The following is a 23,352-nucleotide window of genomic DNA, read 5'->3' as shown; positions in this document are numbered from 1 at the left end:
GTAGCGTCGGCACCATGAATTTCGGTGGTGGTGTGCCCACGGTCCAGGTCACGGACCTCAAGGACGACGATTTCCTGCTGGACGTCCGCGAGGACGACGAATGGCAGGCGGGGCACGCCGAAGGGGCGCTGCACATCCCCATCAGTGAGTTCGTGGCCCGCTACGGCGAGCTGACCGAGGCCGCCCCGCAGGATGGCCGCGTGCATGTGATCTGCCGCTCCGGCGGCCGCTCGGCCCAGGTCACCATGTACCTGGCCCAGCAGGGCATCGACGCCGTGAACGTCGACGGCGGCATGCAGCTGTGGGCCGAGGTGGGCCGGCCCGTGGTGACGGACGACGGCCGGCCGGGTTTCGTGCTTTAGCCTCCGGCGGTTGTGCGGGGCCGGGGGTTCTGGGGTTCGGGCGGATCTGTGGGGCCGTGGTCTGTGGCTCAAGCGGTTTCGTGGGGCCGGTGATTCTGCAGCTCAGTCGGTTCTGTGCGTCCCACTGTCCTGTGCCTCCGCCGGTTCTGCGTGAGGCGCTCAGTTGTCCTGGCCGGTCGGGTTTCGGTCGTAGCGGCCGGCGCGGCGGGCCAGTTCGCCCGTCGCGAGGGTCGCGGCCGACACCGCGCGTGTCCAGCGTGGGCCGCCCCGGGCCGCCCACCAGACGCAGACACAGCCCCCGATGGTGAGCACGAGGATGCCGGACAGGGCGAGCAGCATCATGCTCAGCCTCCTTCGGTCGGAGCGGTTCCGTCATCCTCTCAGTCGCCGGTCAAGGGACCCGCGGTTTCACCTATCCCAGAGAATGTGCCGCCAGCAGATCCCCCAACGCCTCCTCGTGCGCCGCCGCCGGGCCCAGGGACAGTTCCAGATGCTTGGCCCAGGCGTGGTAGCGGTGCAGCGGGTAGTCGACGTCGGCGCCGAAGCCGCCGTGCAGATGCTGTGCCGTCTGCACCACCCGCCGTACCCCCTCCGAGGCCCAGATCTTCGCCACGGCGACGTCCCCCGCGACCGGCAGCGCGCCGCGCGCCCCGGAGGAGAGCCGCCACGCGGCTTGCCACAGCGTGACCTCCATCGCGCGCAGGTCGATGTACCGGTCGGCCGCCTGCACGGCGACGGCCTGGAAGGTGGCGACCGGGAACCCGAACTGCTCGCGCCTGCTGGTGTATTCGCTGCTCATCCGCAGCACCCGCTCGCCCAGACCGAGCGCCAGCGCGCACGTCCCCGTGGTCAGCAGGTCCCGCAGCCACTCCCAGGCGCCCTCGACGTCGATCACGTCCCGCGCGCCGATCCGCACCGAGTCCAGCCGCAGTTCGCCCAGCCGCTCCCCGCTGGTGGAGAACTGCTCGCCGAGCACGACCCCGTCATGGGCCCGGGGCACCAGGGCGAGGACGGTGCGGTCAGCCGCGGTGTGCGCGGGGACGACGACGAAGTCCGCGTCGTACACCCACGGCACCGCCGTCTGCACCCCGTCCAGGACCCAGTCGGCGCCCTCGCCCTCCCCCTGGCGCGCGGTGACGGCGAGTTCGGCGGGGTCGTGGCCGGTGCGGCCGCTCGCGGCGACGGTCAGCACGACCTCCCCTCGCCCGGCCCGCTCCAGCAGCTCCGCCCTCAGCTCCTGGCCGCCGTAGGCCTGTACGGCTGCCAGGGCCGCGCTGTTCTCCAGCAGCGGCACCCGTGCCAGCACCTTCGCCGACTCCCGCAGCACCAGGCTCAGCGCGACCGCGTCCAGGCCGGCTCCGCCGTACTCCTCCGCCACCAGCAGGCTCAGCAGGTCCGCGTCGGCGAGCCTGGACCACAGCGCGCGGTCGAACTCGTCGGCCACGGCGCCCGTGGTGAGCGCCGGGGACGGCACCGCGTCGGGGGCGACGTCGGCGAACACTCCCCGCGCCGCCTCGGCCGCCGCCTGCTGCTCCTCGCTGAAGGTGAAGTCCACGGTCCCTGTCCTTCCGACGGGTCGGCAGATCGGGTCAGCTGATCTGACGGTCCGTCAAGATAGAACAGGTTCTAGAAGAAGGGAACGGTCGGCCGGGGGCTGACCCGGCGGGCGGGGGGAGTGCCGGATGGCGACCGATCGTTCGGTTTGTGTGGGGTCCATGGTTGCGTGCGGCGCCGTAAGGTGTCCACCGCTGTGGAAAACCCACGGCCGTCGCCTGTGGAAAACCGGGCCGGGAGTGAGAACGGCCACGGTGGGGGCTTCTCACAAGGGCTGTGCGGGGCGGTCGGGCCTGAGTACCGTGCCGGTGCGAGCCATCGCGGCGAGGCGGGTGCGGGCGCCGGTCACGGTGTCGCGGCGCCCCGCGTGCCGGGCCGGCCGCGGGACGACCGGATTCGGGAACGGGGCGGAATGGACGCGTACGACGAAGGCTCGAACGCCCGGCGAAGCCCGGAGGCCCCGAGCGCCACCCCGGGCCACACCGAGCCGACCGGCGTCACGAGCCCTGCCGAACCGACAGACCCCACCCCCACCCCGATACGCCCGACCCACCCCACCCCGGACCCGCACCCCGACCCCCGTACCGGCATAGCCGCCCTCTCCCTCCGGTACCAGATCGGTGTCGCCCTGTCGCTCGCCGTCGTCGCCGTCGTCGTCTGTGTGCACATCGGGATGGTGTTCCTGCACGTCGCGCCGGCGAACACGGTGACCAAGCAGCACGGCACGGCGGTCGAAGACTGGATCTACCCGGAGTTCGAGCAGAACTGGAAGCTGTTCGCGCCGAACCCGCTGCAGCAGAACATCGCGGTGCAGGTCCGGGCCCGGATTCGCGGGGCCGACGGGGGCAGCCGTACGACGGGCTGGTACGACATGTCCGCCCAGGACGGCCGGGCCATAGACGGCAATCCGCTGCCCAGCCACACCCAGCAGAACGAACTGCGCCGTTCCTGGGACCTCTTCGTCGCCACGCACGACGCGAACAACCGTCCGATCGGCCTGCGCGGCACCCTGTCCGAGACGTATCTGCGCCGCATCGTGGTGCTCCGCGTGGAGCGCGAGGACGCCACCGCGCGGGGCGACGTCCTCGTGAGCGTCCAGGTGCGCTCCCGGACCGCCAACGTCCCGCCGCCGAAGTGGAGCGACGAGAAGGTCTCGGTGCAGCCGGTCTATCGGGAACTGTCCTGGTGGCCCGTGACGGCCGACGACACCGAGGGGAGCGTCCGGTGAACCGCTTCGCTCTCGCGGTGTCGACCGCGATCGCCCGTGTCACCGAGGCCGCCCTCGGCCCCTACCAGAGCGCGATGATCCGCATCGGCTTCAGCGCGACCTGGCTGCTGTTCCTGCTGCGTGAGGTCCCGCACCGCCAGGAGCTCTACGGCCCCGACGGCCCCTGGAACTGGAACCTCGCCGAGCAGCTGATCTCGACCAATGGCGCGTTCACCACCCTGATGTGGTCCAGCGGACAGTTCTGGTTCGAGACCGTCTATGTGCTCGCCGTCCTGTCCAGCCTCCTGCTGCTGCTCGGCTGGCACACCCGCGCGATGTCCGTCCTGTTCATGGTCGGGGTGCTCTCGCTCCAGAACCGCAGCGTCTTCATGGGCGACGGCGGCGACAACGTCCTGCATCTGATGTCGATCTACCTCGTCCTCACCCGCTGCGGCCAGGTCTGGTCGCTGGACGAGCGGCGGGCCCGGCGCACCCGTGAGGCACACGCGCGTGGGGAGCACGTCGTCGACCGGGCGGGCCCGGCGCTGTGGGGCGTCTTCGGGCTCGTGCTGGTGTCGGCGACCCTCCTGGGCAGACTCGACGGCGACTGGGTCGTCCCGGCCCTGTTGTGGGCCTTGTGGCTGGCGCAGGCCCTGTGGTGGGCCGTCGGACGCTTCGGCCGGTCCGGTCAGTCGCGGATCATGCTCGACGTCATCGCCAACATAGTCCACAACGGCGCGCTGCTCGTGATCATGGCGGAGGCCTGTCTGATCTACGCGACCGCGGGCTGGTACAAGATCCAGGGCTCCCGCTGGCAGGACGGCACCGCGGTCTACTACCCCCTCCACCTGGAGTCCTTCTCGCCGTGGCCCGCCCTCGCCGACCTGCTGGCGGCGAACGGGCTCATGGTGATGCTGGTGACGTACGGCACGGTCGCCGTGCAGGTCGCCTTCCCGTTCACCCTGTTCAACCGGCGGGTCAAGAACGTCCTGCTGGCGGTGATGATCACCGAGCACGCGGTGATCGCGGTCGTCCTCGGCCTGCCGTTCTTCTCGCTGGCGATGATCGCCGCCGACTCGGTCTTCCTGCCGACGCCGTTCCTGCGCCGCCTCGGAGACGGAGCCGCACGCGTGCGTGCCCGGCTGCGGACACGGCTCGGGGGCGGCGCGGACACCCCGGTCGTTCCAGGACCACCGAAGCAGCGCACCCCGAAGGAGCCGGGCCGGGAGAACCCCGAGAACCCCGATCCCGCGCACGTAGGCTTCCCCGCATGACCTGCACCGATCCCCTGAGCCTGTGGCACCGGCTCGCCGACACCTCCGTCCTGCTCGACGGTTTCCACGCCCTCAAGCACGCCCTGCGCTTCGGCGCGGAGGTCCCGGTCGCGGTCACCGCCGACCGCAGCGCCGCGCTCGCCCTGGCCGACGAGCTCGCACCGGACGTACGGCAGACCCTGGCGGCGCTGCTGACGGAGGTCCCGGAGCCGGCGTACCGGGCCCTCGTCGCGCGCCCGCATCCGACGGCGGTGGCGGCCCTGGCCGTACGGCCGTCCCGGGCCGCGCACCTCGATCAGCTGGCCCGCACGCCGCGCACCGCGCCCGTGGTGGTCCTCGACCAGCCGCGCAACCTCGGCAACGCCGGTGCCGTGATCCGCCTGGCCGCGGGCTTCGGGGCGACCGGTGTGGTCACCACGGGCACGCTCGACCCCTGGCACCCGACCGTCGTGCGCGGCGGGGCGGGCCTGCACTTCGCGACCGCGGTGGAGCGTCTGACGGCCGCCGAACTGCCGCCGGGACCGCTGTTCGCCCTGGACCCGGAGGGCGACGACATCCGGGGCCTGAAGCTCCCGGACGACGCCGTCCTCGCGTTCGGCTCGGAGCGCAGCGGACTGTCACCCGACGTACGCGCGCGTGCCGATCACCTGGTGGCCCTCCCGATGCGCCCCCAGGTCTCCAGCTACAACCTGGCGACGAGCGTGGCGATGACGCTCTACCACTGGAGCCTCGGGAGCCCCGGCACGGCCTCCTAGGCCTCCCGGCGCACCTCGACGACCCGGAACCGGTTCGCGACGAAGGCGCCGTCGCACAGTGCGGCGTTCGCCGCCGGGTTGCCGCCCGAGCCGTGGAAGTCGGAGAACGCGGCCGTCTGGTTGACGTACACCCCGCCGACCAGGTTCAGCGACAGCTGCGCCGCCTCCTCCAGGCAGACCTCCTGGACGGCCTCCTCGACCTCCTCGTCGGTCGTGTACGCGCCGACCGTCATCGCGCCCTTCTCGCGGATCGTCCGGCGCAGCAGCTCGACGGCGTCGGAGGCCGAGTCCACCGCCACCGCGAAGGACACCGGTCCGAAGCACTCGCTCATGTAGGCGGCCTCGTCGTCCGGCTTGGCGCCGTCCAGCTTGACGAGGACGGGGGTGCGCACGACCGCGCCCGGGAACTCCGGGTTGGCGACCTCCCGCGAGGCGAGGGCGACTTCACCGAGCCCCGCCGCGGCCTCCACGCGTGCTTTCACGTCGGGGTTGACGATCGCGCCCAGCAGGGCGTTAGCGCGCGCGTCGTCGCCGAGGAGGCCGTCGACCGCGCGGGCGAGGTCGGCGACCACCTCGTCGTAGGTCTTGGGGCCCTCGTCGGTGCGGATGCCGTCGCGGGGGATCAGCAGGTTCTGCGGGGTCGTGCACATCTGGCCGCTGTACAGGGAGAGGGAGAACGCCAGGTTGGACAGCATCCCCTTGTAGTCACCGGCCGACTCCACGAGCACCGAGTTGACGCCGGCCTTCTCGGTGTAGACCTGCGCCTGGCGGGCGTTGGCCTCCAGCCAGTCGCCGAACTCCGTCGAGCCGGTGTAGTCGATGATCCGGATCTCCGGGCGGGTCGCGAGGGTCTTCGCGATGCCCTCGCCGGGGCGCTCGGCGGCGAGCGCGACCAGGTTCGGGTCGAAGCCGGCCGCGCTCAGGACCTCGCGCGCCACCTGGACGGTGAGCGCGAGCGGCAGCACCGCGCGCGGGTGCGGCTTGACCAGGACGGCGTTGCCGGTGGCGAGGGAGGCGAACAGGCCCGGATAGCCGTTCCACGTCGGGAAGGTGTTGCAGCCGATGACCAGGCCGATCCCGCGCGGGACCGGCGTGAACCGCTTGGTGAGCGCGAGCGGGTCGCGCTTGCCCTGCGGCTTGGTCCACTCCGCGGTGTCGGGGGTGCGGACCTGCTCCACGTACGCGTACGCCACCGCCTCCAGGCCGCGGTCCTGCGCGTGCGGGCCGCCCGCCTGGAACGCCATCATGAACGCCTGGCCGCTGGTGTGCATGACCGCGTGCGCGAACTCGTGGGTCCGGTCGCTGATCCGCTTGAGGATCTCCAGACAGACCACCGCGCGGATCTCCGCGCCCGCGTCCCGCCAGGCCCGCTGACCCGCCTTCATCGCGGGCAGCAGCACGTCCAGGTCGGCGTGCGGGTACTCGACGCCCAGCTCGATGCCGTACGGCGACACCTCGCCGCCCACCCAGTCGTCGGTGCCGGGCTGGCCGAGGTCGAGGCGGCTGCCCAGGAGGGCGTCGAAGGCGGCCTTGCCCGCGGCCATGTCGAGGCTGCCGTTCTCCCCGTAGGCCTTGGGGTGTTCGGGGTGCGGCGACCAGTACGCGCGGGTGCGGATCGCCTCCAGCGCCTGGTCGAGGGTGGGCCGGTGCTCGGCGATCAGCTCGTGGGCGGTCAGTTCGGCGGCCATGCGGGACCAACTCCTCGTCTTTCGAACTCTTCGTCGAGCTCATGACCTGGGCAGAACATGGGCAGGAACAGCCGGACAGAGCTAGAGTAACCGAACGATCGGTCGGGACAAGGGGGTCCGCCGCATCTGTGGAAAACCCCGTGCGGGAGGATCGCGCACATGACAGCACTCGACCTCAGCAGCCCCGTGGCCGTCGTCGGCACCGGCACCATGGGCCAGGGCATCGCCCAGGTCGCGCTGGTCGCCGGACACCCCGTGCGGCTCTACGACGCCGTCCCCGGCCGGGCCCGGGAGGCGGCCGACGCGATCGGCGCCCGCCTGGACCGGCTCGTCGAGAAGGACCGGCTCACCGCCGCCGACCGGGACGCCGCCCGCGCCCGTCTGACGGCCGCCGAGCACCTCACCGACCTCGCGGACTGCACCCTGGTCGTCGAGGCCGTCCTGGAGCGGCTGGACGTCAAGCAGGAGCTGTTCCGCGAGCTCGAGGACATCGTCGACGAGGACTGTCTGCTCGCCACCAACACCTCCTCCCTGTCGGTGACCGCCATCGGCGGCGCCCTGCGCAATCCGGGCCGCTTCGTGGGCCTGCACTTCTTCAACCCGGCCCCGCTGCTGCCGCTGGTCGAGGTGGTCTCCGGGTTCGCCACCGACGTTTCGTCGGCCACGCGCGCGTACGAGACGGCCCGCGCGTGGGGCAAGACGCCGGTCGCCTGCGCCGACACCCCCGGCTTCATCGTCAACCGCATCGCGCGGCCCTTCTACGCCGAGGCGTTCGCGGTCCATGAGGCCCAGGGCGCCGAGCCCGCCACCATCGACGCCGTGCTGCGCGAGTGCGGCGGCTTCAAGATGGGCGCGTTCGAGCTGACCGACCTGATCGGGCAGGACGTCAACGAGTCCGTCACGCACTCCGTGTGGCGGGCGTTCTTCCAGGACGTGCGCTTCACGCCCTCGCTCGCCCAGCAGCGCCTGGTCGAGTCGGGCCGGCTCGGCCGCAAGAGCGGTCGCGGCTGGTACGACTACGCGGAGGGCGCCGAGCGCGACGAGCCGCACACCGCGGAGCCGGCCCCGGCGCCCGCCTACGTCGTCGTCGAGGGCGACCTGGGCCCCGCGTCCGAACTGCTCGCCCTGATCCGCGAGGCGGGCATCCCGGTCCGCGAGGACGAGGAGGACCACGGCACCCGGCTGGTCCTGCCGAGCGGCGGTCAGCTCGCGCTCGCGGACGGGCAGACCTCGGTGGAGTTCCGGGACGTCGTCTACTTCGACCTCGCGCTGGACTACCGCAGGGCCACCCGCATCGCCCTGTCCGCCTCCCAGGACACCGCGCAGCAGACCCTTTCCGAGGCCGTGGGGCTCTTCCAGGCGCTCGGCAAGGCCGTCAGCGTCATCGGTGACGTGCCCGGCATGATCGTCGCCCGCACGGTCGCCCGGATCGTCGACCTCGCACACGACGCGGTCGCCAAGGGCGTGGCCACCGAGGAGGACATCGACACCGCGATGCGGCTCGGGGTGAACTACCCCCTGGGCCCGTTCGAGTGGAGCCGCCGGCTCGGCCGCAACTGGGCCTACAGCCTCCTCGACGACCTGCACCTGCGCGACCCGTCAGGGCGGTACGCGCCCTCGCTCGCGCTGTACCGCCACGCCTACGCCTCCGACAAGCGGGAGGGCAGCACCTCATGACGACCGCCAAGCGGGACACGTACACCCCGGAGACGCTGCTGTCCGTCGCCGTCCAGGTCTTCATCGAGCGCGGCTACGACGGCACCTCCATGGAGCACCTCTCCAAGGCCGCGGGCATCTCCAAGTCGTCGATCTACCACCACGTGACCGGCAAGGAGGAGCTCCTGCGCCGGGCCGTCAGCCGGGCCCTGGACGGTCTCTTCGGCATCCTCGACGAGGAGCACGCACGCGTGGGCCGCGCCTCGGACCGGCTGGAGTACGTCGTGCGGCGCATGGTCGAGGTGCTGATCGCCGAACTGCCGTACGTCACCCTGCTGCTGCGGGTGCGGGGCAACACCGGCACCGAGCGCTGGGCGCTGGAGCGGCGCCGGGACTTCGACCACCGGGTCGCCGAGCTCCTGAAGGCGGCCGCGGCGGACGGCGACGTGCGCGGGGACGTGGAGGTGCGCCTGGCGACCCGCCTGGTCTTCGGGATGATCAACTCGATCGTGGAGTGGTACCGCCCGGACGGCCGGGGCATGAACGAACGAGAAGTCGCCGACGCGGTGGCCCAGTTGATCTTCGGGGGCCTGCGCAGAGCTTCCTGAAGCCGGCCCCGGACTCCGGGGCCTTCTGACTCAGCCCTGCGGCTCCAGGTCCTCCTCCTCGAAGACCAGCAGGGTGCGGGTGCTCAGGACCTCCGGGATGGCCTGGAGGCGGGTGAGGACCAGTTCGCGGAGGGATCTGTTGTCCGGGGTGTGGACGAGCAGCAGGACGTCGAAGTCGCCACCGACCAGCGCGATGTGCGAGGCCCCGGGCAGCTGTCTGAGCTGTTCTCGGACCGTGCGCCAGGAGTTCTGGACGATCTTCAGGGTGATGTAGGCCGAGGTGCCCTGGCCCGCCCGCTCGTGGTTGACGCGGGCGCCGAAGCCGCGGATGACGCCGTCCTCGACGAGCCGGTTGATGCGGGCATAGGCGTTGGCCCGGGAGACGTGCACCCGTTCGGCGACCGACCGTATCGACGCGCGGCCGTCCGCCTGGAGCATCTGGAGGATGTCCTGATCGATGGCGTCGAGCGGACGAGGCGGCGCGAGGGGGACCCCGCCCTCCGGGCCTTCGGCCATTTGTTCAGGTGCCATGTCCCCCCGCCTCCCTACCATGGACGTACTGCGTCCATCTCAGGCTGTGGAGAACCGTTTGTCCACAGCCTGAGGGGGCCTGTAGCCAAAATGTGCCGACGACCGAACAATCGGTAGGTGAGGCGCCTCACATCCGTGGTGCGTCCGAAGCCGTCTCCCACGAGGAGGTGCCGTCATGACGGTCATGGAGCAGCGGGGCGCGTACCGGCCATCGCCGCCGCCCGCCTGGCAGCCCCGCACGGACCCCGCGCCCCTGCTGCCCGACGCGGAGCCCCGTCGCGTCCTCGGCACCGACGCGGCCGCCGAGGCCGACCCGGCCCTGCTGCGCCGCCTGCACGCCGAGCTGGTCCGCGGTCGCCGCTACAACACCCAGGCCACCGCCCTCACCAAGCAGGGCCGGCTCGCCGTCTACCCCTCCAGCACCGGCCAGGAGGCCTGCGAGGTCGCCGCCGCGCTCGCCCTGGAGGACCGCGACTGGCTCTTCCCCAGCTACCGCGACACCCTCGCCGCCGTCGCCCGGGGCCTCGACCCCGTCCAGGCGCTGACCCTGCTGCGCGGCGACTGGCACACCGGCTACGACCCGCATGAGCACCGCGTGGCCCCCCTGTGCACCCCCCTCGCCACCCAGCTCCCGCACGCCGTCGGCCTCGCCCACGCGGCCCGCCTCAAGGGCGACGACGTGGTCGCGCTCGCCATGGTCGGCGACGGCGGCACCAGCGAGGGCGACTTCCACGAGGCGCTGAACTTCGCCGCCGTCTGGCAGGCCCCGGTGGTCTTCCTGGTCCAGAACAACGGCTTCGCGATCTCCGTCCCGCTCGCCAAGCAGACCGCGGCCCCGTCCCTGGCCCACAAGGCCGTCGGCTACGGCATGCCGGGCCGGCTGGTCGACGGCAACGACGCGGTCGCCGTGCACGAGGTCCTCACCGCCGCCGTACGCCACGCCCGCGCGGGCGGCGGACCCACCCTGGTCGAGGCGATCACCTACCGCGTGGACGCCCACACCAACGCCGACGACGCGACCCGCTACCGCGGCGACGCCGAGGTCGAGACCTGGCGCGGCCACGACCCGATCGCCCTCCTGGAGCACGAACTGACCGAGCGCGGGCTGATCGACGAGGCCGGCCTCGAAGCCGTACGCCAGGACGCCGAGGCCTTCGCCGCGGCGCTGCGCGACGGCATGAACCAGGACCCGGCCCTCGACCCCATGGACCTGTTCGCCCACGTCTACGCCGAGCCCACCCCGCAACTGCGCGAGCAGCAGGCCCAGTTGCGCGCCGAGCTGGAAGCCGAGCAGGACTCCCACGGGGGTGCGCACCGATGACGACCGTCGCCCTCAAGCCGGCCACCATGGCGCAGGCCCTCACGCGCGCGCTGCGCGACGCGATGGCCGCCGACCCCACCGTGCACGTCATGGGTGAGGACGTCGGCACCCTCGGCGGGGTCTTCCGCGTCACCGACGGGCTCGCCAAGGAGTTCGGCGAGGACCGTTGCACGGACACCCCGCTCGCCGAGGCCGGCATCCTCGGCACCGCGGTCGGCATGGCGATGTACGGGCTGCGCCCGGTCGTGGAGATGCAGTTCGACGCCTTCGCCTACCCGGCGTTCGAGCAGCTGATCAGCCATGTCGCCAGGATGCGCAACCGCACCCGCGGCGCGATGCCGCTCCCGATCACCATCCGGGTCCCCTACGGCGGCGGCATCGGCGGCGTCGAGCACCACAGCGACTCCTCCGAGGCGTACTACATGGCGACCCCGGGCCTCCATGTCGTCACCCCGGCGACCGTCGCCGACGCCTACGGCCTGCTGCGCGCGGCCATCGCCTCCGACGACCCGGTCGTCGTCCTGGAGCCCAAGCGGCTGTACTGGTCGAAGGACTCCTGGAACCCGGACGACCCGCAGACCGTTGAACCCATAGGCCGCGCGGTGGTGCGGCGCCCCGGCCGGAGCGCCACACTCATCACGTACGGGCCGTCCGTGCCCGTGTGCCTCGAAGCCGCCGAGGCCGCGCGGGAGGAGGGGTGGGACCTCGAAGTGGTCGACCTGCGCTCCCTGGTGCCGTTCGACGACGAGACGGTCGCGGCCTCCGTACGGCGGACCGGACGCGCGGTCGTCGTGCACGAGTCGGGCGGGTTCGGCGGACCGGGCGGGGAGATCGCGGCCAGGGTCACGGAGCGCTGCTTCCACCACCTGGAGGCGCCGGTGCTCAGGGTGGCCGGGTTCGACATCCCCTACCCGCCGCCGATGCTGGAGCGTCACCACCTGCCCGGAGTGGACCGGATCCTGGATGCCGTGGGGCGTCTGCAATGGGAGGCGGAGAGCTGATGGCGCAGGTGCTGGAGTTCAGGCTGCCGGACCTCGGCGAGGGCCTGACCGAAGCGGAGATCGTCCGCTGGCTGGTCGAGGTCGGCGACGTCGTCGCGGTCGACCAGCCGGTCGTCGAGGTCGAGACGGCCAAGGCGATGGTCGACGTCCCCTGCCCCTACGCCGGCGTCGTCACCGCCCGCTACGGCGAGGAGGGCAGCGAGCTTCCCGTGGGGGCGCCGCTGATCACGGTGGCCGTGGGCGCGCCGGCCTCCGACGGTCCGGCGCAGGCCCAGGAGGGCGTGGCCTCGCAGAGCAACGGCGCGGGCGGGGGCTCGCAAGGCAACGGCTCGGGCAATGTCCTGGTCGGATACGGCACGTCGGAGGCGCCCGCGCGCAGGCGCAGGGTGCGGCGGGAGCAGCAGGTGCTCGTGCCGGTGGACGGCCGGCCGGCGCGACCCGAACCTCCCGAGGTGATCGAGGGGCCCGTCCCCGTGATCTCGCCGCTGGTCCGCCGCCTCGCCCGCGAGAACGGCCTGGACCTCAGGGAACTCACCGGCTCCGGCCCCGACGGACTGATCCTGCGGGCCGACGTCGAGTACGCCCTGCGTGCCGCCGCACCGGCGCGTACGGCGCCCGCACCCGCCGCCACCGTGGAGACGGCCCCCGTGGCCTCCCCCGGAGGAACCCGCGTTCCCCTCAAGGGCGTCCGGGGCGCCGTCGCCGACAAGCTCTCCCGCAGCCGGACCGAGATCCCCGACGCCACCTGCTGGGTGGACGCCGACGCCACGGAACTCATGCGGGCCCGCACCGCGATGAACGCCGCCGGGGGGCCGAAGATCTCCCTGATCGCGCTGCTCGCCCGGATCTGCACCGCCGCCCTCGCCCGGTTCCCCGAGCTCAACTCCACCGTGGACACCGCGGCCCGGGAGATCGTGCGGCTGGACGCCGTCCACCTCGGGTTCGCCGCCCAGACCGAGCGGGGACTGGTCGTGCCCGTCGTGAAGGACGCGCACGCACGGGACGCCGAGTCGCTGTCCGCGGAGTTCGCCCGGCTCACCGAGTCGGCCCGCACCGGCACCCTCACCCCGGCGGAACTCACCGGCGGCACCTTCACGTTGAACAACTACGGCGTGTTCGGCGTCGACGGCTCCACGCCGATCATCAACCACCCCGAGGCGGCCATGCTCGGCGTCGGCCGCATCGTCCCCAAGCCATGGGTGCACGAGGGCGAGCTGGCGGTGCGCCAGGTCGTCCAGCTCTCGCTCACCTTCGACCACCGGGTCTGCGACGGCGGCACCGCGGGCGGCTTCCTGCGGTACGTGGCGGACTGCGTCGAACAGCCGGCGGTGCTGCTCCGCACGCTGTGAGGACGGCCCGGCTGTGCCCCCGGTGGGCGCGGCCGGCTGCGCACCCGGTGAGCGCGGCCCCGCGGCCGTACACGCGGATCGCGACGCGGCCCGATCGTTCCCTGTGATCGCGACGGCACGCATACTCGGGGGGTGACCGCGTACGAGCCCCCGGACGCCCAGGACACCCAGGGCACACCGGGCACCCCCGGGATCGAAGCCGCGTACGACGTGGTCGTGCTCGCCGGGGGCGCCGCCCGGCGGCTCGGCGGCGCCGACAAGCCCGCGGTGCGGGTGGGCGGACGCGCCCTGCTCGACCGCGTCCTCGCCGCCTGCCCCGACGCCCGCACCACCGTCGTCGTCGCCGACCCCCGCCCCTCGGCCAGAGAGATCACCTGGGCCCGCGAGGACCCGCCCGGCGGCGGACCGCTGGCCGCCCTGGACGCCGGTCTGCGGCACACCACGGCCCGGCACGTCCTGGTGCTCTCCGCCGACCTGCCGTTCCTCCAGGAGGGCACCGTACGGCTGCTGCTGACCGTCCTGCGCACGGGCGGCGCCGACGGCGTGCTGCTCACCGACGCCGACGGCCGCGACCAACCGCTGGTGGCCGCGTACCGCGTGCCCTCGCTGCGCATCGAGCTCGCCGCGCTCGCGAAGGAGCACGGAACCCTCGCCGGCCTCCCCCTGCGCCGGCTGACCGGCGCGCTCGACCTCACCCGCGTCCCCGACCCCGTCGCGTCCTTCGACTGCGACACCTGGGACGACATCGCCACCGCCAGGGCACGGATCAGGGAGCATGAGCACGTGTTGGATGAATGGATTTCCGCAGTCAAGGACGAGCTGGGCATCGACCTCGACGTCGACACCGGCGTGCTGCTCCACCTCGCCCGGGACGCCGCGCACGGCGTGGCCAGGCCGGCGGCCCCGCTGACCACCTTCCTCGTCGGCTACGCGGCCGCGCGCGCGGGCGGTGATCCCCAGGCGGTCGCCGAGGCCTCCCGCAAGGCCGCGGCCCTGGCCCTGCGCTGGGCCGAAGAGGCCGAAAAGGCCGAAGGGGACACCGACACCAAGCCCGGCGAGACGTCGGCCGCCGCCCCCGACGCCCGCCCGGACGCCGGATGACCGCCCGGTCCCTGCGCACCGGTGAGAGCGCCGGGCGGGCCGAAGACGCCGACGAGCTCGACGTCGAGGAGGCGCTGGCCCTCGTGAGGGACGACCACGACCGCACCCCCGGCGACCAGGTGCCCGCACCGGGCGGCCCGGCCGCCGGGCCCGGGCCGCGGCACACCCCAGGACACGGCTCGGCCCACTCGCCGGGACACGAGCAGCGGCCGCCGACCAGACACCGCCCCGACGCCCACCACAAGGCCACCCCCTGGCCCGAGGCCCGCGCGACCGCCGCCCGGGCCGCCCGCGCCCTCACCCGCGGTGCCCGCCGCGCCCCCGTGTCCGTACGGCTCGACGACGCCCTCGGCCTCACCCTGGCCGCGCCCCTCGACGCCCTCAGCGACCTCCCCTCCTTCGACACCTCGGCCATGGACGGCTGGGCGGTCTCCGGACCCGGCCCCTGGGCCGTACGGGACGAGGGAGTGCTGGCCGGGCACGCCGAGCCGGCCCCCCTGGCCGACGGCGAGGCGGCCCGGATCGCCACCGGCGCCCGCATCCCCCCCGACACCACCGCCGTCCTGCGCAGCGAGCACGGCCAGCTGGACGAGAAGGGCCGGCTGCACGCCCTCCGCGAGGTGGCGCACGGCCAGGACATCCGCCCGCGCGGCCAGGAGTGCCGCAGCGGCGACCAGCTCCTGCCGCCCGGCACCCTCGTCACCCCGGCCGTCCTGGGCCTGGCCGCGGCCGCCGGCTACGACACCCTCACCGCTGTCCCCCGCCCCCGCGTCGAAGTCCTCGTCCTCGGCGACGAGTTGCTCACCGAGGGCACCCCGCGCGACGGCCTGATCCGGGACGCCCTCGGCCCGATGCTCCCGCCCTGGCTGCGCGCGCTCGCCGCCGAGGTCACCGCCGTACGGCGGCTCGGTGACTCGGCCGAAGCCCTGCACCAGGCGGTCACCGGCTCCACGGCCGACGTGATCATCACGACCGGCGGCACGGCGGCCGGTCCCGTCGACCATGTCCACCCCGTCCTCGAGCGCATCGGCGCCGAGCTCCTGGTCGACGGGGTGAAGGTGCGCCCGGGCCACCCCATGCTGCTGGCCCGCACCAAGGAGAACCAGCACCTCGTCGGCCTGCCCGGCAACCCCCTGGCGGCCGTCTCCGGCCTGCTCACGCTCGCCGAGCCGCTGCTGCGCACCCTGGCCGCCCGCCCGGCCCCGGAGCCGTACACCCTGCCCCTGAGGGACGAGGCACACGGTCACCCGTACGACACCCGGCTCGTCCCGGTCGTCCTGCGCGGCGACAGCGCGGTCCCGCTGCACTACAACGGCCCGGCCATGCTGCGGGGCATCGCGGCCGCCGACGCCCTGGCCGTCGTACCGCCCGGGGGCGCCCGGGCCGGGCAGGAGGCCGAACTGCTCGATCTGCCCTGGGCGTCCGCCGGAATCGGGGTGTGTTTCACGTGAAACTTCCGGGCCATGACGCGATCGCCCGCCAGGCGGACGAGCATCTCGTGACCCACAAGGTGAAACTGCCGCGCAAGGTGGTGGAGCACCCGTTCCGCCAGGTCGCCAAGCGGGTGCTGATGGCCTTGCTGGTCCTGGCGGCGACCGCACTGATCGTCTACGCCGACCACGACGGCTACAACGACAACTCCGACCAGTCCGTCGACTTCCTCGACTCCTGGTACTACGCGACGGTCACGCTCTCCACCACCGGATACGGCGACATCACCCCGGTCAGCGACGCCGCCCGGCTCACCAACATCTTCGTCATCACGCCCCTGCGTGTGCTGTTCCTGATCATCCTGGTCGGCACGACGCTGGAGGTTCTCACCGAACGCACCCGGGAGGAATGGCGACTCAACCGCTGGAGGTCCACCTTGCGCGACCACACCGTCGTGATCGGCTTCGGCACCAAGGGCCGCTCCGCGATCCAGACCGTCTGCGCGACGGGACTGAAGAAGGAGCAGGTCGTGGTGGTCGACCCCAGCGGCAAGGCGATCGAGGCCGCGACCGCCGACGGCTATGCGGGGGTCATAGGGGACGCGACGCGCAGCGAGGTGCTGAAGCGGGCCGAGGTGCACAAGGCCCGGAAGATCATCATCGCGACCCAGCGGGACGACACGGCGGTACTCGTGACGCTGACGGCCCGGCAGCTCAACAAGGCCGCGAAGATCGTGGCCGCGGTGCGCGAGGAGGAGAACGCGCCCCTGCTCAAGCAGTCCGGCGCGGACGCGGTCATCACCAGCGCCAGTGCGGCGGGCCGCCTCCTCGGTCTCTCGGTGCTCAGTCCCGCGGCCGGCATGGTGATGGAGGACCTGATCCAGCAGGGCAGCGGACTCGACATCGTCGAACGGCCGGTCATAAAGGCCGAGGTGGGCCGGAAGCCGCGGGAGACGGACGACCTGGTGGTGAGCGTCCTGCGCGGCCACCGCGTGCTCGGCTACGACGATCCGGCCGTCGGGACACTGGAACTGACGGACCGGCTGATCACGATCGTGCGGGCGTCGCCGGGTACCCAGGTGGCACCCGACGCGCGCCCGCTCCCCCCGATGCCGTCGAGCTGATCACGTGCGGTGGCGGAACCGGATGCTGATCACTTGCGGTTGTAGAGCCGCATGGTGACCGGCCCGAAGACCGCGACGAACAGGCCCGCCCACCCCAGCGACCAGGCGATCTCGTCGGCGGGCCAGTCGCCCGCCATCAGTCCGCGCACCGCCGAGGACAGATGGGTGATCGGGCTGTTGTTGACGAAGGCCTGGAGCCAGCCCGGCATGGTCTTCGGGTCCACGAAGACGTTGGACAGGAAGGTCAGCGGGAAGATCACCATCATGCTGACGCCCATCACCGACTTCTCGGTGCGCAGCAGCAGCCCGAACATCGTCCAGATCCACGAGAACGCGAACGAGAAGACCACGAGGAGCGCGATCCCGGCGAGCACACCGGCGAAGCCGCCGTCCGGGCGGTAGCCGAGGATGATGCCGACGGTGAGCATCACGACGGACGCGATGGTGTAGCGCAGGGCGTCGCCGAGGAGATAGCCGACCATCGTCGACGGCCGCCAGATGGGCAGCGAACGGAACCGGTCGAAGACACCCTTCTCGATGTCGGTGTTGACCGAGACCCCGGTGTACATCGTGATCATCACGACCGACATGACGAGGATGCCGGGCAGCAGGAACTGGATGTACTCCTTCGGGGAGCCGGCCAGGGCGCCCCCGAACAGGTACGTGTACATCAGCACCATCATGATCGGGAACGCGGTGACGTCGAAGAGCTGCTCCGGCACGTGCTTGATCTTGAGGACGGCCCGCCAGCCGAAGGTCAGCGACGCCGACAGCGCGCTCGGGCGCGGCGGCCGCTCCCCGGCGACGAGCAGCGCGGCCAGCGACTCGGCACTGACGGGGGCGAGGTCCTTCGCCTCTGCCTGGGTCACGGTGCTCATGCCGCCATCTCCTCGGCGTCGGTGTCGTCGGTGGGGTGTCCGGTGAGGGCGAGGAACACCTCGTCCAGGCTGGGCTGGCCCAGCGAGAAGTTGTCGACGGTGATGCCGGTGCGGGCCAGCTCCGCGAGGGCCCGGGAGGCCTGCTCGGCCGCCGTGTCACCGGCCGCCGAACCGAGCCGGGCCGTCAGCGCGACGGTGTCCGGTTCCAGCTGCACCTGGGCCTCCAGGGACCGTCGTAGGATCTCCGCCGCCTCGGGCCGCCGTTCGCCGTCCCGTAGCCGCAGATGTACGGTGCCGGCGCCCACGGAGGCCTTCAGCTCGCCCTTGGTGCCCTCGGCGATCACCTTGCCGTGGTCGATGACGGCGATCCGGGAGGCCAGCTGGTCGGCCTCGTCCAGGTACTGCGTGGTCAGCAGCACGGTGGTGCCCTGGGCGACGACCGCGCGCACGATGTCCCAGACCTGGTTGCGGCTGCGCGGGTCGAGCCCGGTGGTCGGCTCGTCGAGGAAGAGCAGCTCGGGGGTGTTGAGGATGGACGCGGCGATGTCGATACGGCGCCGCATGCCGCCCGAGTAGTGCTTGACCTGCTTTCCGGCGGCTTCCGTCAGTCCGAAGGCTTCCAGGAGCTGACCGGCACGCACGCGTGCGGCCTTCTTGTGATGGCCGAGGAGACGGCCGAGCAGGACCAGGTTCTCGAGGCCGGTGAGATCCTCGTCGACGGAGGCGTACTGGCCGGTGAGGCTGACCCGGCCGCGGACCTCGTCGGCCTCGCGGACGACGTCGTGGCCGAAGACGTGGGCCTCGCCGCCGTCGGGGCGCAGCAGGGTGGCGAGCATCTTCACGGTGGTGGTCTTGCCGGCGCCGTTCGGGCCGAGGACGCCGTAGACCGTGCCGGCCGGCACCGCCAGGTCGACTCCGTCGACGGCCCTGGTCTCACCGAACGTCTTCACGAGGCCCGCGGTCTCGATCGCCAGGGGTGACGTGTGCTGGCTCATGGGCGGGGTTCCTTCCGCGTGCTTGGGCTACGCATGGGGAGACCTTTACCGTCGCGCAAACTCATCGGTGGCGCACGTGAAATTCGGGCTGGGGTCGGATCGTGGGTCTGCCGCGGTGGCTGCGGGTAGCGTCCAGCCCATGTATGCGATCACGATTCCTGAACCCGGTGGGCCCGAGGCGTTGGTCTGGAGCGAGGTGCCGGATGCCGTGGCCGGTGAGGGGGAGGTGCTGGTCGACGTCGTGGCCGGGGCCGTCAACCGCGCCGACATCCTCCAGCGGCAGGGCTTCTACGACCCGCCGCCCGGCGCCTCCCCCTACCCCGGCCTGGAGTGCTCCGGACGGATCGCCGCGCTCGGCCCCGGGGTCTCCGGCTGGGCCGTGGGCGACGAGGTGTGCGCGCTGCTCGGGGGCGGCGGCTACGCCGAGAAGGTCGCGGTGCCGGCCGGGCAGCTGCTGCCCGTGCCCAAGGGCGTCGACGTGACGCGGGCGGCCGCGCTCCCCGAGGTGGTCTGCACGGTCTGGTCGAACGTGTTCATGGTCTCCCACCTGCGCCCCGGCGAGACGCTCCTCGTGCACGGCGGCTCCAGCGGCATCGGCACGATGGCCATCCAGCTCGCGAAGGCCGTGGGGGCCAAGGTCGCGGTGACCGCGGGCACGCGGGCGAAGCTGGACCGCTGCGCCGAGCTCGGCGCGGACGTCCTGATCAACTACCGCGAGCAGGACTTCGTCGAGGAGGTCAGGAAGGCGACCGACGGGGCCGGCGCCGACGTCATCCTCGACAACATGGGCGCGAAGTACCTCGACCGCAACGTCAGGGCGCTCGCCGTCAACGGGCGGCTCGCGATCATCGGCATGCAGGGCGGCGTCAAGGGCGAGCTCAACATCGCCGCGCTGCTGAACAAGCGGGCCGCGATCAGCGCGACCTCGCTGCGGGCGCGGCCGGCGGCCGAGAAGACGGCGATCGTGGCGGCCGTACGGGAGCATGTGTGGCCGTTGCTGGACGCCGGGCACATCCGTCCCGTCGTCGACCGGGAGCTGCCGATGAGCGACGCGGCCGCCGCGCACCGGGTCGTCGAGGAGAGCGGGCACATCGGCAAGGTCCTGCTGGTCACGTCCTAACCGCGGCGCAACCGCAGGGCGAACAGAGCGAGCCCGAGCCCCAGACCGATCAGCACCAGGCCGGTGCCGAGCGGCAGGATGAACACCTTGGCCGCGGTCTGCGCCGCGCGCCGCGGCGCGGACGCGGCGGCGGTGCCGTGCGGCGGTTCCGGTACGGCGGAGAGGTCACCGTCACCGGTGTCGGTACCGGTGCCTTCGGTACTGGTGGAGTCCTCGCTGGTGGAGTCGTCGTCCTCCGTCACCGGTTCGTCCCGCCGCCCCGGCCGCTCCCGCCCCTCACCGGCCCGGCTGCCGGCCCGGGAGGGAGTGGCGGCGGAGGGGGAGGGAGCCAGGGAGGGCGACGGCGAGGCGCGGCGGGGGCCGTGGGCCTGTGCGGAGTCCGAGGGGTGGCCGGGTGAGGGAGGCGGCGGGCTCACGGGGGTGTGCCGTGGCCCATGGTCCGGCGCCTGGTTCGCGGGGGAGGCGCTCCGGGCCGGTGCGGTGGTGCCCCGGGGTGTAGAGCCCTGTGCCGGTCGGTGCACCGGTCCGTACGTCGGCACGGGGAGTCCCGGGGGCGGCGACGACCACCCGAAGGCGCCCGGCGCGATCGAGGCGCTGGTGGAGCGCAGGGGCCGGGGCTCGGTGTCGTACGGCCGGATCGTGCCCGTGGGCCATTCGCCGGGCGGCAGGACGGCCGGGCTGGATCCCACCACGAGCGCCAGTACCGTCGCGTGCAGCCAGGGAGTCACGGGACAAGACTGGCATTCCGGAAACCAACCGGCATTCCGGAAGAGGCGCAGGTGTCGATCTGCTCCGGGAACGGTGGATCAGCGCTCACCGGGGGCACCCCACCGGTGAGGTGTACGGGTGCGAGAGAATGGCGGCATGGAGATGCCGAGGAACGAAGGTTCGCCGGAAAGCCCCCAGATCCTGGTCGTGGGTCAGGACGGGATGGCACTGGGCGGCGGGGGTGACGAGGACTCCCGCGAGGTTCCGGTCACGGAGATGGTCGAGCAGCCCGCGAAGGTCATGCGGATCGGCAGCATGATCAAGCAGCTGCTCGAAGAGGTGCGCGCGGCTCCCCTCGACGAGGCCAGCCGGGCTCGCCTCAAGGAGATCCATTCCAGCTCGGTGAAGGAGCTGGAGGACGGGCTGGCCCCGGAGCTCGTGGAGGAGCTGGAGCGGCTCTCCCTGCCCTTCAACGACGACGCCACCCCGAGCGACGCGGAACTGCGCATCGCGCAGGCCCAGTTGGTGGGCTGGCTGGAGGGTCTCTTCCACGGGATCCAGACCACCCTGTTCGCCCAGCAGATGGCCGCGCGGGCCCAGCTGGAGTCGATGCGCCGCGCCCTCCCGCCGGGCGTCGGCGGCCACGAGGACGGCGCCGACCCGCGCGCGGGCGGCCGCTCGGGCGGACCGTACCTGTAATACCCGATCCGACAAGGGCCCGGCAGCCGACGCTGCCGGGCCCTTCATGTCGCGTGCCCGAAGCGCTCGTTCGGGTTCTTTCTCCGTGACCTTGGACACGGATCCCCGGCCAGGGCCGTGCCGTCCAACCGTCGGACCCGGTGCCCGTTCCGTGACCGTACGCGAAAGAAGGGGCGCGCGGGCGTTACAGGCGCCCCACGGCCGGTACACAGGATTTGCACGCCGAGACGTATTACAGGTTTGATGGCCGGTCCGTCTCGGACCGGCCCCCGGGCTCATCCCGGACCGGCGGCTTGCGCGAAGGCTGTAGCGTGGCCGACGGAGACCGTAACAACACCGCGCGCACCGCGGGCAGAAACGACGGCGAGGACCGATGGCACAGCAGCAGCGCGCTCAGGGCCCGTCCGACCCCGAGGCGACTGGCGGCGGAATGTCAGATGCGCCGGAGCTGTGGGGTAACGGCGGACTGGTGGGGGACGGCCGGTACCGGCTGACCCGCAGACTCGGCCGGGGCGGTATGGCCGAGGTGTTCGCGGCCGAGGACGTACGGCTCGGACGCACCGTGGCGGTCAAGCTGCTCCGCGCCGACCTCGCCGAGGACCCGACCTCCAAGGCCCGCTTCACGCGCGAGGCCCAGTCCGTGGCCGGCCTCAACCACCACGCGATCGTCGCCGTGTACGACTCCGGCGAGGACTACGTGGGCGGCCAGTCGGTGCCGTACATCGTCATGGAGATCGTCGAGGGACGGACGATCCGCGACCTGCTGCTCAACGCCGAGGCGCCCGGGCCCGAGCAGGCCCTGATCATCGTCTCCGGGGTCCTGGAGGCGCTCGCCTACTCGCACCAGCACGGCATCGTGCACCGCGACATCAAGCCCGCCAACGTGATCATCACGCACAACGGCGCGGTCAAGGTGATGGACTTCGGCATCGCCCGCGCCCTGCACGGGGCGTCCACCACGATGACGCAGACCGGCATGGTCATGGGCACCCCGCAGTACCTCTCCCCCGAGCAGGCCCTCGGCAAGGCCGTGGACCACCGCTCCGACCTGTACGCGACGGGCTGTCTCCTCTACGAACTCCTCGCGCTGCGGCCCCCGTTCACCGGCGAGACCCCGCTCTCCGTCGTCTACCAGCACGTCCAGGACATCCCGACGCCTCCGTCGCAGGTCTCCGACGCGGTCCCGCCGGAGCTGGACGGCCTGGTCATGCGCTCGCTCGCCAAGGAGCCGGACGACCGCTTCCAGACCGCCGAGGAGATGCGCGGGCTCGTCCAGTACGGCCTGCAGATGCTGTACGACCAGGGCGGCCACACCGGCACCTGGAACACCGGCCCGGTCACGGTGCACGACGGCCGCGGCGCGGCCGCCGCGGGCTTCGCGAGCACCAGCGTGCTGCCGCACCCCGGCGACGCCTCCGGCACCACGCAGATCCCGCAGCCGATCCTGCCCTCCGGTTACGGCGGCGGGGACGAGGGCGGCTTCGAAGGACACGGCAACCGGGGCAGCGGCCGCGGCAAGCTGTGGATCCTGGCCGTCCTCGCGGTGATCGCGGTCGCGGCGGGAGTCGCGCTGGCGCTCAACGGCGGCGGTGGCGGTGGCGGTGGCGGCACCAAGACCTCCCCGACGGCGACCACCTCGCAGTCCACCGACGACCAGTCGGCCAGCGAGACGCCGAGCGAGACGGCGACGGACGACTCCACCGACACGTCCACCGATGACAGCGGCTCGGGCGGCTCCAACTACACGCCGTCCTACACCCCGTCGTACACGCCCTCGTACACGCCTTCTCCCACGCCCACCCAGCCGACCGAGACGGCGACGCAGCCGACGGACACGGCGGAGCCGACGGACACGGCGGAGCCGACCGACACGGGGGAGCCGACCGGTGGCGGTGGCGTCATCTCGGGGCCCACTGGCGGAGACGACGACTCCTGAGCGACCGCCACGCTCCCCCACGCGCGCGTGGGTCCTTGAACGGACCCCACGCGCG

The 23,352-nt window shown here is 72.5% G+C and carries 22 protein-coding genes; 15 read left to right on the top strand and 7 right to left on the bottom strand.

The annotated features are described in order from the left end of the window. The first annotated feature begins 32 nt into the window (after positions 1-32). Complete coding sequence (locus tag OHN19_RS21210; protein ID WP_330269667.1) at positions 33-362, top strand: rhodanese-like domain-containing protein; 330 nt, start codon at positions 33-35, stop codon at positions 360-362. Between the two features lie 159 nt (positions 363-521). On the opposite strand, the gene OHN19_RS21205 is transcribed toward OHN19_RS21210, so the two are convergent. Together OHN19_RS21205 and OHN19_RS21200 are read right to left on the bottom strand one after the other, a co-directional pair. Next, on the bottom strand, positions 522-704 hold the full coding sequence (locus OHN19_RS21205) for a hypothetical protein (protein ID WP_330265713.1): 183 nt from the start codon (positions 702-704) through the stop codon (positions 522-524). A gap of 70 nt (positions 705-774) precedes the next feature. Next, on the bottom strand, positions 775-1,917 hold the full coding sequence (locus OHN19_RS21200; protein WP_330265712.1) for an acyl-CoA dehydrogenase family protein: 1,143 nt from the start codon (positions 1,915-1,917) through the stop codon (positions 775-777). A 411-nt stretch (positions 1,918-2,328) separates the two neighbouring features. Between OHN19_RS21200 and OHN19_RS21195 the strand changes: the two genes are divergently transcribed. Genes OHN19_RS21195 through OHN19_RS21185 form a run of 3 tightly spaced genes read left to right on the top strand, consistent with a single transcriptional unit; the run spans position 2,329 to position 5,152 of the window. Beyond that, entirely contained in the window at positions 2,329-3,144 is an 816-nt protein-coding gene (locus OHN19_RS21195) for a DUF5819 family protein (protein WP_330265711.1), read from the top strand. Further along, the gene (locus OHN19_RS21190) at positions 3,141-4,397 is read left to right on the top strand and encodes an HTTM domain-containing protein (RefSeq protein WP_330265710.1); all 1,257 of its coding nucleotides are present in this window, start codon (positions 3,141-3,143) and stop codon (positions 4,395-4,397) included. The genes OHN19_RS21195 and OHN19_RS21190 overlap by 4 nt, the downstream gene beginning before the upstream one ends. Next, positions 4,394-5,152: a TrmH family RNA methyltransferase gene (locus OHN19_RS21185; RefSeq protein WP_330265709.1), complete on the top strand. Its 759-nt coding sequence runs from the start codon at positions 4,394-4,396 to the stop codon at positions 5,150-5,152. Before OHN19_RS21190 ends, OHN19_RS21185 begins: the two co-directional genes overlap by 4 nt. Here OHN19_RS21185 and paaN read toward each other — a convergent pair. Then, on the bottom strand, positions 5,149-6,840 hold the full coding sequence (gene paaN / locus OHN19_RS21180) for a phenylacetic acid degradation protein PaaN (protein WP_330265708.1): 1,692 nt from the start codon (positions 6,838-6,840) through the stop codon (positions 5,149-5,151). The genes OHN19_RS21185 and paaN overlap by 4 nt on opposite strands. Positions 6,841-6,999: 159 nt before the next feature. On the opposite strand from paaN, the gene OHN19_RS21175 reads away from it, so the two are divergent. Both OHN19_RS21175 and OHN19_RS21170 read left to right on the top strand, forming a co-directional pair. Continuing rightward, positions 7,000-8,517, top strand: coding sequence for a 3-hydroxyacyl-CoA dehydrogenase (locus OHN19_RS21175; protein WP_330265707.1), 1,518 nt, complete (start codon positions 7,000-7,002; stop codon positions 8,515-8,517). After that, positions 8,514-9,104, top strand: a complete 591-nt coding sequence (locus OHN19_RS21170; protein WP_330265706.1) for a TetR/AcrR family transcriptional regulator — start codon at positions 8,514-8,516, stop codon at positions 9,102-9,104. Before OHN19_RS21175 ends, OHN19_RS21170 begins: the two co-directional genes overlap by 4 nt. A 30-nt stretch (positions 9,105-9,134) precedes the next feature. Here the strand turns inward: OHN19_RS21170 and OHN19_RS21165 are convergent, their stop codons facing one another. Next, the gene (locus OHN19_RS21165; RefSeq protein WP_330269666.1) at positions 9,135-9,620 is read right to left on the bottom strand and encodes an Lrp/AsnC family transcriptional regulator; all 486 of its coding nucleotides are present in this window, start codon (positions 9,618-9,620) and stop codon (positions 9,135-9,137) included. Between the two features lie 190 nt (positions 9,621-9,810). Between OHN19_RS21165 and pdhA the strand changes: the two genes are divergently transcribed. The 6 genes from pdhA (at position 9,811) to OHN19_RS21135 (ending at position 16,961) form a co-directional block, all read left to right on the top strand. Further along, positions 9,811-10,956, top strand: a complete 1,146-nt coding sequence (pdhA, locus tag OHN19_RS21160) for a pyruvate dehydrogenase (acetyl-transferring) E1 component subunit alpha (protein WP_330265705.1) — start codon at positions 9,811-9,813, stop codon at positions 10,954-10,956. Beyond that, the gene (locus tag OHN19_RS21155) at positions 10,953-11,957 is read left to right on the top strand and encodes an alpha-ketoacid dehydrogenase subunit beta (RefSeq protein ID WP_123762019.1); all 1,005 of its coding nucleotides are present in this window, start codon (positions 10,953-10,955) and stop codon (positions 11,955-11,957) included. The genes pdhA and OHN19_RS21155 overlap by 4 nt, the downstream gene beginning before the upstream one ends. After that, positions 11,957-13,306, top strand: coding sequence for a dihydrolipoamide acetyltransferase family protein (locus OHN19_RS21150; RefSeq protein ID WP_330265704.1), 1,350 nt, complete (start codon positions 11,957-11,959; stop codon positions 13,304-13,306). Before OHN19_RS21155 ends, OHN19_RS21150 begins: the two co-directional genes overlap by 1 nt. Positions 13,307-13,438: 132 nt before the next feature. Further along, positions 13,439-14,407, top strand: coding sequence for an NTP transferase domain-containing protein (locus OHN19_RS21145; protein ID WP_419249529.1), 969 nt, complete (start codon positions 13,439-13,441; stop codon positions 14,405-14,407). Further along, a complete protein-coding gene (locus OHN19_RS21140) occupies positions 14,404-15,858 on the top strand; it encodes a molybdopterin molybdotransferase MoeA (RefSeq protein WP_330265703.1) in 1,455 nt (484 codons plus the stop codon). The genes OHN19_RS21145 and OHN19_RS21140 overlap by 4 nt, the downstream gene beginning before the upstream one ends. Continuing rightward, on the top strand, positions 15,855-16,961 hold the full coding sequence (locus OHN19_RS21135) for a potassium channel family protein (protein ID WP_330265702.1): 1,107 nt from the start codon (positions 15,855-15,857) through the stop codon (positions 16,959-16,961). Before OHN19_RS21140 ends, OHN19_RS21135 begins: the two co-directional genes overlap by 4 nt. A 29-nt stretch (positions 16,962-16,990) precedes the next feature. Here the strand turns inward: OHN19_RS21135 and OHN19_RS21130 are convergent, their stop codons facing one another. Beyond that, positions 16,991-17,839, bottom strand: coding sequence for an ABC transporter permease (locus tag OHN19_RS21130; protein ID WP_330265701.1), 849 nt, complete (start codon positions 17,837-17,839; stop codon positions 16,991-16,993). Continuing rightward, entirely contained in the window at positions 17,836-18,834 is a 999-nt protein-coding gene (locus OHN19_RS21125) for an ATP-binding cassette domain-containing protein (RefSeq protein ID WP_330265700.1), read from the bottom strand. Before OHN19_RS21125 ends, OHN19_RS21130 begins: the two co-directional genes overlap by 4 nt. A 139-nt stretch (positions 18,835-18,973) precedes the next feature. Here OHN19_RS21125 and OHN19_RS21120 point away from each other — a divergent pair, with 139 nt between their 5' ends. Then, the gene (locus OHN19_RS21120) at positions 18,974-19,954 is read left to right on the top strand and encodes an NAD(P)H-quinone oxidoreductase (RefSeq protein WP_330265699.1); all 981 of its coding nucleotides are present in this window, start codon (positions 18,974-18,976) and stop codon (positions 19,952-19,954) included. On the opposite strand, the gene OHN19_RS21115 is transcribed toward OHN19_RS21120, so the two are convergent. Next, positions 19,951-20,682: a hypothetical protein gene (locus OHN19_RS21115; protein ID WP_330265698.1), complete on the bottom strand. Its 732-nt coding sequence runs from the start codon at positions 20,680-20,682 to the stop codon at positions 19,951-19,953. The two genes, OHN19_RS21120 and OHN19_RS21115, sit on opposite strands and share 4 nt — an antisense overlap. A gap of 136 nt (positions 20,683-20,818) precedes the next feature. On the opposite strand from OHN19_RS21115, the gene OHN19_RS21110 reads away from it, so the two are divergent. Next, positions 20,819-21,361, top strand: coding sequence for a bacterial proteasome activator family protein (locus OHN19_RS21110; protein WP_330265697.1), 543 nt, complete (start codon positions 20,819-20,821; stop codon positions 21,359-21,361). 373 nt (positions 21,362-21,734) lie between these two features. Next, positions 21,735-23,297 (top strand): protein kinase domain-containing protein, encoded by a 1,563-nt coding sequence (locus OHN19_RS21105; RefSeq protein ID WP_330265696.1) that lies wholly within the window; start codon positions 21,735-21,737, stop codon positions 23,295-23,297. Positions 23,298-23,352: the final 55 nt, after the last annotated feature.

The sequence above is a fragment of the Streptomyces griseorubiginosus genome (assembly GCF_036345115.1).
Lineage (GTDB): Bacteria > Actinomycetota > Actinomycetes > Streptomycetales > Streptomycetaceae > Streptomyces > Streptomyces griseorubiginosus_C.
This window is presented reverse-complemented; position numbering and strand designations above follow the sequence as displayed.